Genomic DNA, 13,956 nt, shown 5'->3' on the forward strand with positions numbered 1-13,956 from the left:
GCCCAGGACCAGCACAGCAGGAGGCTGATTCGAGCTCGGCCCGTCCAGGGGCGCTCGGTCGCGGCAGGAGGGAACCGATGACACGAGCGGAACTGCTTACTCCGCTGGAGTTGGATTTTCTGTGGGAGTCCTTCGGGGCGGGCGAACTGCCCTACCCGCTGCGGTTGCGCTCGCACGGGGCCACCGTCGACGAGCGGGCGCAACTGCGGGGGCAGGTTCTCGCGGGGCTGGCCCAGCGTGGCGTGGCGGACGGCCGAGGGCGTCCGGAACCGCATGTCGAGGACATCTTCGAGACGCTGGCCACCCCCGAGGTGAGCCTGGATTCGGTGCATCTGGGCGAGCCTGGGTCCAAGCCGCTGCTCGCCGTGGCCTCGGCTCTGGGCGGCAACGGACTCCTCGCCGTGCAGGACGAGCGTGGCTTCCACTTCCAGCCGATCCCGCCGGACGGGCTGGCCAGCGCGATCATTTCGCTGTTCCCACCGGCTCCCCGCGGTTCGGAGAAGTCGATCACGGTGCCGCTGGCGGAGCTGGTCGGCGGCACCGGGGCGGACTTCCTGCAGCGGCGCCCACCCGCGGGGACCGGGCGGGTGAACGCCGACGACGACCGCAAGACGCTGGCGCGGCTACAGGCCCAGCCGCGGTTGCGGGGCGGCCAGCTCGGAGCCAATGCCCGCAACCGGATGGGCGGCAAGACGCGTTCGCCGGTGCTGAGCTGGTTCGACACCGAGTCCGGGCGCTATCTCACGCAGGCCAGCAGCGGCCACGACGGCCGCGACTGGATCACCGTCGCGCCGGCGGACGCGGCGACCCTGCGGCATCGCCTGAGTGAGATGCTCGCAGGTGTGGCGGATCGCGAAACGGCTCCCGGAGGCGCCTGGTGAACGGCCAGGAGTACTTCACCCCACTCGCCTTCGACTTCCTGTGGGAGGCGGCCGGTCTCGGTGAGTTGCCGTACCCGTTGCGGGTGCGCTCACACGGTGCGACCGAGGACGAGCGTGCGGTGCTGCGCCAGCGCGTCAACGTCGAGTTCAGTGCCCGTGGCCTGCGCGACCAGGCTGGACGCCTCGAACCGCGCATCGAGGAATGGGTCCAGTTGCTGGCTCGGGGTTCGGTCACCATCGACGCGCTGCACATCCCCGAGTTCCAGAAACCGCCGGTGGGCATCCTCGCCGCCGCGGACGGCGAGAACGGGGTGGTCGCCGTCCAGGATGCCGATGGCATCTGGTTGCGGCCGGTCTTCGCCGAGGGACTGGCCTCCGCGGTGGTCGAGCTGTTGCCGGCCGGAACGCGGGGAACTGAGGCGTCAATCACACTCCCCGTCGACGAGGCGCTGCGCATTCCGCCGAACCGGGTGCCGGTGCCGGCCGCGGACGCGCCGGCCGACGGGGGCCGTCGCCGCCGGGGCTCGCTGTCGGAGCGGATCACCGATCCACGCGAGTCATATGCCAGGTTGACCGGGCAGCCACGGCTTCGTGGCGGTCAGCTCGCCGCGAACAGCCGCGACGACTTGGGCCTGCGCCGGAGGTCGCCCGTGCTGGCCTGGTTCGACACCGCGACCGGACGCTATTTGAGCCTGTCCAGGCCGGGTGCGGACGGCCGCGAGTGGATCACCGTGTCGCCTGCGGACGCCAAGACCCTCCGCAGCCGGCTGGGCGAAATGGTCGCCGCGCTATAGCCCGGGAACCCGCGGCCTTGATCGGGCGTTGACCAGCCGGAGACTCGTGCAGGTGTCCGGCTCGCCCGGACGGTACCCTGGTTAGACGGGTGTCCGCACACACCAGCAGTTGTTGTCTGCACCGTGACGGCGGATGGCTACATCTACCGCCTAGCCAGGGAGGGTCAAGGCCAGCACGGCCGAGGATATGGACCGGAAGCGCCTGTTCAGGAACCCACTGCTGTGGATCGTCGCGGTTCTGCTGCTCTATTTTGCCTTCAGTACGATCTTCGACAGCAATCGCGGCTACACCCAGGTCCCCACTTCGCAGGCCGTTGCCCAGATCAATTCGGGCAATGTGAAGGAAGCGAATATCGAGGACAAGGAGCAGCAGCTCAAGCTGTCGCTCAACAACAAGATCGACGTTGATGGCCAGCAGGTCACTCAGATCGTTTCGCCGTACCCGTCGGACGCGACCCGGCCCATCTACGACGAGCTGATCGGCAAGAACGTCAAGTTCAGCACGACGGTGACCCAGCAGTCGTGGTTCCAGTCGCTGCTGATCTACCTGATTCCGCTCGGCTTCCTGCTGTTGCTGCTGATGTGGATGATGAACAACGCCCAGGGCGGCGGTAACCGGGTTCTCAATTTCGGTAAGTCGAAGGCGAAGCAGCTCAACAAGGACATGCCCAAGACCACCTTCGGGGATGTCGCGGGCGCCGACGAGGCGGTCGAAGAGCTGTACGAGATCAAGGACTTCCTGCAGAACCCGGCGCGCTACCAGGCGCTCGGCGCGAAGATTCCGAAGGGTGTGCTGCTCTACGGCCCGCCCGGTACCGGTAAGACGCTGCTCGCCCGCGCCGTGGCCGGGGAAGCCGGGGTGCCGTTCTACACGATCTCCGGTTCCGACTTCGTCGAGATGTTCGTCGGTGTCGGCGCCTCCCGGGTGCGCGACCTGTTCGAGCAGGCCAAGCAGAACGCGCCGTGCATCGTTTTCGTCGACGAGATCGACGCGGTCGGCCGGCAGCGCGGGGCGGGTCTCGGCGGTGGGCACGACGAGCGCGAGCAGACCCTGAACCAGTTGCTGGTCGAGATGGACGGCTTCGACTCGCGCGGCGGCATCATCCTGATCGCGGCCACCAACCGGCCGGACATCCTCGACCCGGCGCTGCTGCGTCCCGGTCGGTTCGACCGGCAGATCCCGGTGTCCGCGCCGGACCTGCGGGGCCGGCGGGCGATCCTGCAGGTGCACTCCAAGGGCAAGCCGCTGGCCCAGAACGTCGACCTGGACGCGCTGGCCAAGCGCACCGTGGGAATGTCCGGCGCCGACCTGGCCAACGTGATCAACGAGGCGGCTCTGCTCACCGCGCGCCAGGGCGGGCACGTGATCAACGACGCGGCGCTCGAGGAGTCGGTGGACCGGGTGATCGGCGGTCCGGCACGCAAGAGCCGGATCATCTCCGAGAAGGAGAAGAAGATCACCGCCTACCACGAGGGTGGGCACGCGCTGGCCGCGTGGGCGATGCCGGACCTGGAACCGGTGTACAAGCTGACGATCCTGCCGCGCGGGCGGACCGGCGGGCACGCGCTCGTGGTGCCGGAGGATGACAAGCAGCTGATGACCCGCTCGGAAATGATCGCCCGGCTGGTCTTCGCGCTGGGTGGCCGCACCGCGGAGGAGCTCGTCTTCCACGAGCCGACCACCGGGGCGTCCTCCGACATCGAGCAGGCCACCAAGATCGCGAAGGCGATGGTCACCGAGTACGGCATGAGCGCCCGTCTCGGCGCGGTGAAGTACGGCCAGGATCAGGGTGACCCGTTCCTCGGCCGGTCGGCCGGACGCCAGCCGGACTACTCGCTCGAAGTGGCGCACGAGATCGACGAAGAGGTCCGCAAGCTGATCGAGACCGCGCACACCGAGGCGTGGGAGGTGCTCAACACCTACCGCGACGTGCTCGACGACCTGGTCTTCGAGTTGCTGGAAAAGGAAACCCTGCAGCGCAAGGACCTGGAGCGGATCTTCGCCTCCGTGGAGAAGCGGCCGCACATCACCGTGTTCAACGAGTTCGGTGAGCGCACGCCGTCGGACAAGCCGCCCATCAAGACCCCGGGCGAGCTGGCGATGGAACGTGGCGAGCCGTGGCCGCCGCCGCAGGAAGAGCCGGAGAAGGCTCCGCGCCCGGCGCCCACTCCGGTGGGTTCGGGATCCGGCGGTGGGTCGGACCTGCCGGAGGGGCACGCGCAGCCCGAGCCGCCGGCCAACCCGTACGCCCCGCCCAACGGCGGCCGCCCCTACCCGAACGGCACGGGCCAGTGGCCCCAGCCGCACGGCAGCGCCGGTGGGCCGCCGAACTACGGCGCGCCGCCCGGGTGGAAGCCCGCGACGCAGCCCGGCAGCCAGCCGGGATGGCGGCCATCGGACGAATGGCGCCGGTCTCCGGGAGAAAGTCAGCACCCGCATGATCCGGACGAACAGGACGGTCAAGATCGCCGGTAGCGAGCCGGGCGTGTCGGCCCCGGTGTTCGATCAGGCACGGGCGGAGAAGGCCGTGCGTGAGCTGCTGCTGGCATGCGGCGAGGACCCGGACCGGGATGGTCTCCAGGAGACCCCGGCCCGGGTCGCGCGCGCTTTCCAGGAGATGTTCGCGGGCCTCTACCTCGACCCTGATTCGGTGCTCGATCGCACATTCGACGAGGCCCACGAGGAACTCGTGCTGCTCACCGACATTCCGTTGTATTCGACCTGCGAGCACCATCTCGTGCCGTTCCACGGCGTCGCGCACGTGGGCTACATCCCGAACGCGCACGGGAAGGTCACCGGGCTTTCGAAGCTGGTCCGGCTGGTCGATCTCTACGCCCGGCGGCCGCAGGTGCAGGAGCGGCTGACCTCGCAGATCGCGGACGCGGTGGACCGCAAGCTCCGGCCGCGCGGCGTGATCGTCGTGATCGAGGCGGAGCACCTGTGCATGGCGATGCGCGGCATCCGAAAGCCGGGCGCCCGCACCACGACCTCGGCGGTGCGCGGGCTCCTGCAGACCTCATCATCCACCCGGGCGGAGGCCCTCGACCTGATCAAGGGACGCCGGTGAGTAGCGCACTTCCGCGGCCCGGACGTTGTGTGGTGGCCGGCGTGCTGAACGTCACGCCGGATTCCTTCTCCGACGGCGGCCGCTACCTCAACCTCGACTCGGCCCTCGCGCACGCACACGAAATGTGGGCAGAAGGGGCCGACATCATCGACGTCGGCGGTGAGTCGACCCGCCCGGGAGCGTCCAGAGTGGACGCCGAGACCGAGATCGAGCGGATCCTGCCGGTGATCAGGACGCTGGCCGCCGACGGCCTGTGCCTGTCCGTGGACACCACCCGCGCGGCGGTCGCCGAGGCCGCGCTGGACGCGGGCGCGCGGATCATCAACGACGTGTCCGGCGGCCTGGCCGACCCCGCGATGGCGAAGGTCGCGGCGGGCAGCGGGGCGCCGTGGGTGCTGATGCACTGGCGCGGGCACAGCAAGGACATGAACGCGCTGGCCGAGTACCGGGACGTGGTCGCCGAGGTGCGGTCGGAGCTGACCGCCCGGGTGGACGCGGCGCTGTCCGCCGGCGTGGCCAGCGAGAACATCGTCATCGACCCGGGACTGGGCTTCGCGAAGCGCGCCGAGCACGACTGGACCCTGTTGCACCGGCTGGATTCCTTGCTGTCGCTGGGCTTCCCGGTCCTGGTCGGCGCGTCGAGGAAGCGATTCCTCGGTCGCCTGCTGGCCGGCGAGGACGGCGAGCCCCGGCCGCCGGCGGGCCGCGACGACGCGACCATGGCGATCTCGACGATGGCCGCGGCGGCCGGCGCCTGGGGCGTCCGGGTGCACGCGGTCGGTGCCTCCCGCGACGCCGTGGCCGTTGTCGCAGCGTGGCAGCGTGGACACGAGTAGACCCGTGTCAAGCCGCCGCTCCCAGGCCGGCCCGATCAAGGGCGTCCGGGGGCTTGCCCTCAACCGGGGCGCTGGGGCTGGGCGCCACGGGACACGATCGCGCGCAAACTCGCGGAGGAGAACGCATGAGTGAGCCGGGCTCGGGCACGGATCGGATCACGTTGACCGGCCTGCGCGTGTTCGGGCGGCACGGGGTTTTCGACCACGAGAAGCGGGACGGGCAGGAATTCGTCGTCGACCTCACCGTGTGGCTGGACCTGGCCCCGGCCGCCGCGACCGACGATCTGGCGCGGACGGTCAACTACGGCGAACTCGCCGAACTCGCCGTGGCCATCGTCGGCGGCGAACCCCATGACCTGATCGAAAGCGTGGCGGGGCGGATCGCCGACGAGGTGCTGCTCGATCCTCGGCTGTCCGCGGCCGAGGTGACCGTGCACAAGCCGTCGGCCCCGATTCCGCACACCTTCGACGACGTCGCGGTGACCATCCGGCGATGCCGATGAGCAGGGCCGTGCTTTCCCTCGGCTCGAACCTGGGCGACCGGCTCGGATTTCTGAAGTCCGTGATCGACGGTCTCGGCGAGGCCGTCGTGACGGTTTCCAGTGTCTACGAGACGGCCGCGTGGGGCGTGACCGACCAGCCGGACTTTCTCAACGCGGTGTGCATTGTGGACGATCCGGCGCGGGATCACTGGGCGTGGCTGCGGGCCGGGCAGGCCTTGGAGCAGGCGGCCGGCCGGGTGCGCGAGCAGCGATGGGGCCCGCGCACCCTGGACGTCGATGTCGTCACCGTTGAGGGCGTGACGTCCGAGGATCCGCGCCTGTTGCTGCCGCACCCCGGCACGCCGGACCGCGCCACCGTGCTGATTCCGTGGCTGGAGATCGCTCCCGACGCCGAGCTTCCCGGCCGCGGTCCCATCCGCGACCTACTGGCGGCCCTGCCCGCCGAGGACCGCGCCGGCGTCCGCCGTCGTCCCGACCTCCGCCTGCGCTGACCACCACCGCGTGTCCCACATTCCCGTCGCGCGTGTCCCACACTCCCGTCGCGCGTGTCCCCCGTTCCCGTCGTGCGTGTCCCACACTCCCGTCCTGCGTGTCCCCCTTTCCCGTCGTGCGTGTCCCACACTCCCGTCCTGCGAGTTCCCTCGTTCTCGTCGTGCGAGTCCCACGTTCCGGCCTGCCGGACCCGATTTGGCTCAGACGACTGCCGTTGCGGGGACCTCCTCTCCGCTGCTTTGTTCCGCGCCGGCCGGGGTCATTCCATTCGTGGCGGCCAGCGTGGTCCTCTCTACTACATATGATATGAGGACCATATTAACTTCGCGCCAACCGAGGTCCATCCGCGGCCTTCTGGCGGCCCTGCTCGCCGAGGACCGCGCCGTGTCCGCCGTCGCCCCGACCGCCGCCTGCGCTGATCCGCACGAGGGGACCCTTCATGCGGCACGACTGGCGCCTCAGCGCACTTTTCAAGCGATGAATGACCCGTTCCTGCCGATTTTCGGCAGTAACGGGTCATTCATGCACAACGTTGACGTTGGTGGCGGAGGCGCGTACAGCGGCGATGAGCCAGGCGACGATGGGGTGATTGGTGGGGACGGGCGGCCAGCCGTTCATGACCGCGAGGAGTTGCCAGTAGCGTTCCGCCCTGGCGTCCAGGCCTTCCGCCAAGCGCTCGGCGAGGTCGGCACGGAAGCGCGGATCGTCACCGTCGCGGTCGGGGAGGGCGGCGACCCGGGCGAGTTCGACGGCCAGGTCACGTCCCTCGGCGGAATCGGGCGCCAAGCCGGCGTCCATGTGTTCCTTCGCGCGGTCCACGAACCCGCACCATTGTTCGGGTGGCACCGGCGAAATGTTCTCGCCCGCATCCACCGCCGCCGCGTGCCGTTCGCTCATAACGCGGATGAGCCGCCGGAAGTCCGGGTCGGAGATCAGCTCGGCGAACTCGACCCACGCCTCCACCTGCTCGGGGGTGGGGTCGTCCGGCAGCACGGGCTTGGCCGACCGCATCCGCGCGTAGAACTCCGTGTCCACGTTGAGTCCCGCGGCCACCTCGTCCCAGAACTCGTCGAGCAGACGCGCCCGCTCGTCGTCGGACATCGAAGCCAGCTTGTTCATCAGTTTCACTTCTTCCGGTTCGGATTCCCGTTTCACGACCGCCCGCAGCACGGCCCGGCGCAGCCGCAACCGCCGGATCTGCTCGTCGAGCGCCGTCAGGTGGCGCGCCGCGAGCTGGGACACGGTTTCCTGCTCGCACAGGATCCGCGACACGTCGTCGAGCCCGAGTCCGAGTTCGCGCAGCGTCTTGATCAGCTCCAGGCGGGCCATGGACCGGACGTCGTAGAGCCGGTACCCGGCGTGCGTGCGATCGGTGGGCGGGAGCAGGCCCGCGTCGGAATAGAACCGGATGGTCTTGACGGGCAGCCCCGTGCGCCGGGCCAGTTCCCCGATGACGAACGTCCTGCCCACGAATTCCATGCTCAACCCTCCACCGACTGGAGAGTCAAGGCTCCCATTTGCCAGTAGCGCCCGTCCGCCGGATCCCCACCCGGCGCCTGCCGATTGGCTACCGTGACGCTATGCACTTCACACGGCCTCGCGACCTGGTGGTGGCCGGTCTTGTCGCCCTGGCGTTCGTCTACATCGCGTTCAAGTTCGCGTACGGCTCGATGCCGCGCCTGCCGACGCTGGCCGGGGCCACGCTCATCGTGCTGGCCGTGATCGAAGCCCTGTTGGCGTTTTCCATCCGTGCCCGCATTCGGCAGCGGCGGGTCACCAGCGCGCTGGCCGTGGTGCGGGCGGTCGCGCTGGCCAAGGCGTCCTCGATGCTGGGCGCGCTGATGCTCGGGGCCTGGCTCGGCGTGCTCGCGGCCCTCCTCCCGCGCGTGGGAGACCTGGCCGCGGCCACGGGCGACGTGCGCAGCGCGCTGGTCGGTACTCCCAGCGCGATCGTGTTGATCGCGGCCGGTCTGTGGTTGGAATATTGCTGTCGGACACCGGAGGGTGGTGATCGGAAACACGATGATCACCCAACCGGTTAACGCGACGAAGTGACCGCTCGAAGTACTGAGTAGATCTCAAGCAGGTAACTACCGGGTACGGTGTTGGTCATGACTGGCGTGGGTGACGACGCGCGCGGCCGTTCCAGCTCATGGAGCAGGCCGTGGTTCTGGGGCGGCGTGGCCCTCGCCGTGGGGGCGACGGTCGCGCTTGTGCTCGCGAACGACATCCGTTACCTGCGGTTCGGAATCGTCGCCGCGCTCTGGGCGGCCATCGTCGGCGCGTATCTCGCGGTCCGGTACCGCAAGCAGGCGGTGAGCACGGAGGAGACGGTCGCGCAGGCGCAGCAGGTCTACGAGCTCGAGCTGGAACGGGAGATCGCGGCTCGCCGCGAGTACGAGCTGGAGATCGAGTCCGAGACCCGGCAGCGCGTGGCGGACGATTCGCGGGCCGAACTGGACGCGTTGCGCGCCGAAATCGGTGCCCTGCGGGACAATCTGCAATCGCTGTTCGGTGGCGAAGTGCTGCTGGAACGGCTGTCGCTGACCGCGCAGGCGACCCGGATGCGGGCGCTGCGGGACGAGCAGCGGCTGGTGGAGCCAGCGGCCGGCAACGCCCGTCCCGCACTCGAAGCGGCGACGAGCGACCTGGTCGACCGGCCGACCGAGCTGATCGAAAGGGTGCGGGAGAAGCAGCCTGCCCGGCCGGCCGGCCGGGCCGCCGCGCCGGAGCCACGGCGCCCGGACCGGTCGCTGGACCTGCCGCCGCGCCGGGTGACCAAGGGCGAGCCGGTGCCGGCTCGGGGGGCCAACGCCGTCGGCAACATCGCGAAAGCGCCGGAGAGCCTGTTCGAGAGCGCTGACGGGGCCGGCCAAGGTGAGCTGAGCGCTCCCCCCGAACGTAGGCGTGCGGTAGGCGCCGAGGCTCGTGAGCAGACCCGGGTCCAGCAACCGGCCACGCCGCCACCTCCGGGCAAGAAACCGATGCCGCCCGGCCGGTCCGGTCCGGTCCGGTCCGAGCGCAGCCGCCCGTCGATGCGGCCGGCCGACCCCGGCCCGATCGAACAGCCGACGCAGGTGTCCAAGGTGCTCGACGCGGACCGCGCACCCGCCTGGGAAGCCCCGACGGTCAAGCGGGAACCTTCGCCACCGGCCGCACCGACCCGGCAGGTCCCCGCCGTGAACGGAGCCGCCAAGCCTCCGCGCAAGCCCGCCGAACCGGCCGGTGAAAGCGCTGTCAATCAGCCCACGAGCCTGTTCACACCGCCTGCCAAGGAGACGGTGCCGTTGGCCCGGCGTGAGCCGAAGAAGCCGGCCGAGCCGCCGGCCGGCAATCCCACGGTGCCGGAGGAGGCCCGGCGGCAGGGGCGGTCGGGCCTCCTCGGGCGGCGCTCCGTGGAGGAGGACGCCACGGCCGCGCCGGAAGGCGGCGGTCGCCGGCACAGGCCGGATGACGAGTCGCCGTCCTGGACGCAGCCCGCGGCGGGTGACGGCGTCGCCCGGCGGCGGGCCGGGCATTCGCGGCCCGAACTGGAACCCCTGGCCGAGCCCGGGCGCACCGGCCGCCGCGCCGCCGCCAAGACCGACGCGACCAGCGGGGAAACGGGGTCGCATTCGTCGGGCCGCTCGGTCAGCGAACTCCTCGCCGCGCACGGCTCCGACGCCGCCACTCCGCGCCGTCGGCGCCGCGCGGAGGACTGACGACCGCGACCGGAGCGGTTGTGCCGGCGCTGTGCACCATGCGACACAGTGCCGCCGAAGTGGATCACCGTAGAGTTCCGGGGCGTGACAGCACGTCGCAGGATTACGGTATTGCTGCCCGTCTCCGGGCTCATCGTGCTCGCGGTCTGCGGGCTGACCCTGCTCGCCCTCGCCACGGTCCGCGTCGGTCCGCTCGCGGTCGCCATCGGTGTCGCCGCCGCACTGGTGCCGGTCGCCGTGGTGGTGGCGGTGTTTCTGTGGATCGACCGCTGGGAGCCGGAACCGGCGAGATTGCTCTTGCTCGCCTTCGCCTGGGGCGCGTGCCTCGCCGCGATCGTCGCGTTGCTGATCAACGACACCGCCGAGGCCGTCGGTGACCTGCTGCTCGGCGTCGGTCAGGGCGGGAAGGTCAGCGCGCTGGTGTCCGCGCCGCTGGTCGAGGAAGCCGTGAAGGGTTTCTTCGTGCTCGCCGTGCTGCTGCGTCGTTCCGACGAGTTCGACGGGGTCATCGACGGCATCGTCTACGCGGGTTTCACCGCGGCCGGGTTCGCCTTCACCGAGAACATCTACTACTTCGGCCGCGCCTTTGCCGAGCACGGTTTCGGCAGCGGCACGAGCGACGGCGTGATCGCGGCGTTCGTGCTGCGTGGCGTGCTTTCCCCGTTCACCCACCCGCTGTTCGCCGCGCTCACCGGTGTCGGCCTCGGCGTGGCCGCGGCCACGAGCCGGCGGGCCTTGCGAATCCTCGCCCCGCTCGGTGGTTATCTCGCCGCGGTTTTGCTGCACGCGCTGTGGAACGGCGCGGCCACACTCGGCGGCGCGCAGGCCTTCCTCAACGTCTACTTCCTGATCATGGTGCCGATCTTCATTGCCGTGGCGCTGCTGGTGTTGCTGCAGCGCCGGCGGGAGCAGCGCATCATCGCCGCCGCGCTGCCCGGCATGGTGCGGGAACGCTGGATCGCCGCCTCCGAGGTCGACCTGCTGGCCAGCCTGAAGGGTCGCCGCACCTGGCGTCGTCAGGCCGGCCGGCAGTCCGGCCGGGCCGCGGCCAGGGCCGTGGCCGCGTATCAGACCTGCGTCACCGAACTCGCGTTCCTCAATCGTCACGAGGCGAACCCCGGCCGCGTCCAGCGGGAACAGAAACTGCTCACCAGGCTGCGGGCAGCCCGCGCGGAAGCGGTCCGGCTGGCGGGCCAGGCCCGCCCGCAGTGCTGACCCGGCTCGGGTGAAGCTGGTCACCTCGGCTCCGCGGCCCGTCCGGCGCCGGGTTAATCTCGCGGCGTCGTCTGGTACCCGCGACCGAAGAGCGGGACTGGAACGAGCCGAGGAGTTCTCATGAGCGTCCACAGGGGCACCACCACATGACGCGCCCCGCGAGGCTCGCCGTCGGCGTGGTTTCGGCGGGCCGGGTGGGCAGCGTGCTGGGCGCCGCACTCACGCGTGCCGGACACACCGTCGTCGCGGCCTCGGCGATCTCCGCGGCCTCGCGCGAGCGGGCGGAACGACTGCTGCCCGGCGTTTCGCTGCGGCCGCCGGACGAGGTGGTCGCTGCGGCCGATCTCGTTCTCCTCGCCGTCCCTGACGACGCGCTGGCCGGCCTGGTTCGCGGGCTCGCCGCCACCGGCTCGTGGCGCGCGGGACAGATCGTCATCCACACCTCGGGTGCGCACGGCGTCGCGGTGTTGCGGCCGGCGGCCGACGCGGGTGCGTTGCCCTTGGCGCTGCACCCGGTGATGACCTTCACCGGCCGCGAGGAGGACCTGCAGCGCATGGCCGCGTGCAGTGTCGGGGTCACCGCCGAGGCCGGGGACGAGGCGGCCTGGAATGTCGGTGAGGCCCTTACCATGGAGATGGGCGCCGAGCCGGTCCGCGTGCCGGAGGTGGCTCGACCGCTGTATCACGCGGCACTGGCGCACGGCGCGAACCATCTCGTCACGCTCGTCAACGACTGTGTGGATCTCCTTGGTGGCTCGGGAGTCGCGAACGCGGAGCGGATACTCGGGCCGTTGCTCTCCGCTGCACTGGACAATGCGTTGCGGCACGGAGACCGGGCGCTCACCGGGCCGGTGGCGCGCGGTGACGCCGGAACGGTGCGTGGCCACCTGTCCGTGCTGAACGAGACGGCCCCGGAGGTCGAGGATTGTTACGTCGCACTGGCGCAACGCACGGTGCGGCGGGCCAGCCAAGCGGGCCTGCTGGACGCCGGTGCCGCCGCCGAACTGAACGAACTGCTTGAGGAAGACCAGTGACCACACCGAAATTCAGCCGCGGCCGGCTGAACACGTTCCAGACGCCCGAGGACGTCGGCCGGGTCACCACCGCCCTGCGGCTGGCCGGCCGGAAGGTCGCGCTCGTGCCGACCATGGGTGCCCTGCATGCCGGGCACCGCGAGCTCCTGCGCCGTGCCAAGCGGCTGCCGAACACCGTCGTCGTGGCCTCGATCTTCGTCAACCCCCTGCAGTTCGGCGAGGGCGAGGACTTCGAAGCCTATCCGCGACCGCTGGAACGGGACCTGGAGAAGCTCGCCGAGGCCGGGGTCGAGATGGCGTTCGTGCCGAAGGTGGCCGACCTCTACCCCGAGGATCACGTCGTGACGGTGCATCCGGGACCACTCGGTGACGAGTTGGAGGGCGCGGCCCGCCCCGGGCACTTCACCGGCGTGCTCACCGTGGTGTCGAAGCTGTTCAACATCGTTCGCCCGGACTACGCGTTCTTCGGGGAGAAGGACTACCAGCAGCTGGTCCTGATCCGCCGCATGGTGCGGGACCTGAACATGCCGACGCGGGTGATCGGGGTGCCGACGGTCCGTGAGCCGGACGGGCTGGCCCTGTCCTCACGCAACGTCTACCTGACCGAGCCCCAGCGGTCCGACGCCGTGGTGCTGTCCGCGGCGCTGACGGCCGGGGCGCATGCGGGGCCGCGGGGCGCGCGGGCGGTGCTGGCCGCCGCGCGGGAAACTCTGGCCACGCACGGCGATGTGGCCGTCGATTATCTCGAGCTGCGCGGAACTGACCTCGGCCCAGCGCCCGTCGACGGCGAGGCACGATTGCTGGTCGCCGCTCGGGTCGGGCGCACCCGGTTGATCGACAACGCCGCCGTCCTGCTCGGCGCCGGCGGGGAATGATCCTGCCGCCGGAGTCGACGCCGCAGGGAAGGAAAGGAAGACATGCTACGCACGATGCTCAAGTCGAAGATCCATCGCGCCACCGTCACCCAGGCGAACCTGCACTACGTGGGCTCGGTCACGATCGACGAGGCGCTGATGGAGGCGGCTGATCTGCTGCCCGGCGAGCAGGTGTCCATTGTGGACGTCACCAACGGCGCGCGGCTGGAGACCTACGTGATCGCGGGCGCGCGAGACAGTGGCGTGATCGGCATCAACGGGGCCGCGGCGCATCTGGTGCATCCGGGCGATCTGGTCATCCTGATCTCCTACGCACAGATGGATTCGGCGGAGGCCGCCGCGTTCCGGCCGAGCATCGTGTTCGTCGATGGCGACAACCGCATCGTGCACACGGGCGCCGACGCCGCGCACGCACCGGAGGGTTCGGGCCTGCTCAGTGGCACGATCGCCGCGGCGCCGCGAAGTGCTGAAAGCGCATTCCCCGTGGCCGAAACGGTCGACGCCGCACGTCTCGACGCGTTGTTGCAGACGGACGGGACCGCGACGGAATGAACCTC

Annotated in this window: 14 protein-coding genes; 13 read left to right on the forward strand and 1 reads right to left on the reverse strand. The window is 70.3% G+C overall.

The features are described from left to right. Positions 1-77 precede the first annotated feature (77 nt). From A3CU_RS0114255 to folK, 7 genes are all read left to right on the forward strand, one after another. Positions 78-881 (forward strand): ESX secretion-associated protein EspG, encoded by an 804-nt coding sequence (locus tag A3CU_RS0114255; RefSeq protein WP_027942863.1) that lies wholly within the window; start codon positions 78-80, stop codon positions 879-881. Further along, positions 878-1,675 (forward strand): ESX secretion-associated protein EspG, encoded by a 798-nt coding sequence (locus tag A3CU_RS0114260; protein WP_027942864.1) that lies wholly within the window; start codon positions 878-880, stop codon positions 1,673-1,675. The genes A3CU_RS0114255 and A3CU_RS0114260 overlap by 4 nt, the downstream gene beginning before the upstream one ends. A gap of 187 nt (positions 1,676-1,862) precedes the next feature. Continuing rightward, the gene (gene ftsH / locus A3CU_RS0114265) at positions 1,863-4,151 is read left to right on the forward strand and encodes an ATP-dependent zinc metalloprotease FtsH (protein ID WP_027942865.1); all 2,289 of its coding nucleotides are present in this window, start codon (positions 1,863-1,865) and stop codon (positions 4,149-4,151) included. Further along, the gene (gene folE, locus A3CU_RS0114270) at positions 4,114-4,743 is read left to right on the forward strand and encodes a GTP cyclohydrolase I FolE (RefSeq protein ID WP_052371719.1); all 630 of its coding nucleotides are present in this window, start codon (positions 4,114-4,116) and stop codon (positions 4,741-4,743) included. The genes ftsH and folE overlap by 38 nt, the downstream gene beginning before the upstream one ends. After that, entirely contained in the window at positions 4,740-5,579 is an 840-nt protein-coding gene (gene folP / locus A3CU_RS0114275; RefSeq protein WP_084143262.1) for a dihydropteroate synthase, read from the forward strand. Before folE ends, folP begins: the two co-directional genes overlap by 4 nt. Before the next feature lie 125 nt (positions 5,580-5,704). Continuing rightward, a complete protein-coding gene (gene folB, locus A3CU_RS0114280; protein ID WP_027942868.1) occupies positions 5,705-6,082 on the forward strand; it encodes a dihydroneopterin aldolase in 378 nt (125 codons plus the stop codon). Beyond that, a complete protein-coding gene (gene folK / locus A3CU_RS0114285) occupies positions 6,079-6,573 on the forward strand; it encodes a 2-amino-4-hydroxy-6-hydroxymethyldihydropteridine diphosphokinase (protein ID WP_027942869.1) in 495 nt (164 codons plus the stop codon). Before folB ends, folK begins: the two co-directional genes overlap by 4 nt. 517 nt (positions 6,574-7,090) lie before the next feature. Here the strand turns inward: folK and A3CU_RS0114290 are convergent. Then, positions 7,091-8,053: a MerR family transcriptional regulator gene (locus A3CU_RS0114290; protein ID WP_027942870.1), complete on the reverse strand. Its 963-nt coding sequence runs from the start codon at positions 8,051-8,053 to the stop codon at positions 7,091-7,093. A 101-nt stretch (positions 8,054-8,154) separates the two neighbouring features. Here A3CU_RS0114290 and A3CU_RS0114295 point away from each other — a divergent pair, with 101 nt between their 5' ends. The 6 genes from A3CU_RS0114295 (at position 8,155) to panD (ending at position 13,951) form a co-directional block, all read left to right on the forward strand. Continuing rightward, positions 8,155-8,616, forward strand: a complete 462-nt coding sequence (locus A3CU_RS0114295) for a DUF3180 domain-containing protein (protein ID WP_027942871.1) — start codon at positions 8,155-8,157, stop codon at positions 8,614-8,616. Between the two features lie 69 nt (positions 8,617-8,685). After that, on the forward strand, positions 8,686-10,275 hold the full coding sequence (locus A3CU_RS0114300; RefSeq protein WP_027942872.1) for a DUF6779 domain-containing protein: 1,590 nt from the start codon (positions 8,686-8,688) through the stop codon (positions 10,273-10,275). Positions 10,276-10,359: 84 nt separating this feature from the next. Next, complete coding sequence (locus A3CU_RS0114305) at positions 10,360-11,490, forward strand: PrsW family intramembrane metalloprotease (protein ID WP_052371734.1); 1,131 nt, start codon at positions 10,360-10,362, stop codon at positions 11,488-11,490. A 146-nt stretch (positions 11,491-11,636) separates the two neighbouring features. Continuing rightward, on the forward strand, positions 11,637-12,524 hold the full coding sequence (locus A3CU_RS0114310) for a Rossmann-like and DUF2520 domain-containing protein (RefSeq protein WP_027942874.1): 888 nt from the start codon (positions 11,637-11,639) through the stop codon (positions 12,522-12,524). Next, on the forward strand, positions 12,521-13,399 hold the full coding sequence (gene panC / locus A3CU_RS0114315; RefSeq protein ID WP_027942875.1) for a pantoate--beta-alanine ligase: 879 nt from the start codon (positions 12,521-12,523) through the stop codon (positions 13,397-13,399). Before A3CU_RS0114310 ends, panC begins: the two co-directional genes overlap by 4 nt. Before the next feature lie 42 nt (positions 13,400-13,441). After that, on the forward strand, positions 13,442-13,951 hold the full coding sequence (gene panD, locus A3CU_RS0114320; RefSeq protein ID WP_027942876.1) for an aspartate 1-decarboxylase: 510 nt from the start codon (positions 13,442-13,444) through the stop codon (positions 13,949-13,951). Positions 13,952-13,956: the final 5 nt, after the last annotated feature.

It is taken from the genome of Amycolatopsis taiwanensis DSM 45107 (assembly GCF_000519205.1).
Classification (GTDB): domain Bacteria; phylum Actinomycetota; class Actinomycetes; order Mycobacteriales; family Pseudonocardiaceae; genus Amycolatopsis_E; species Amycolatopsis_E taiwanensis.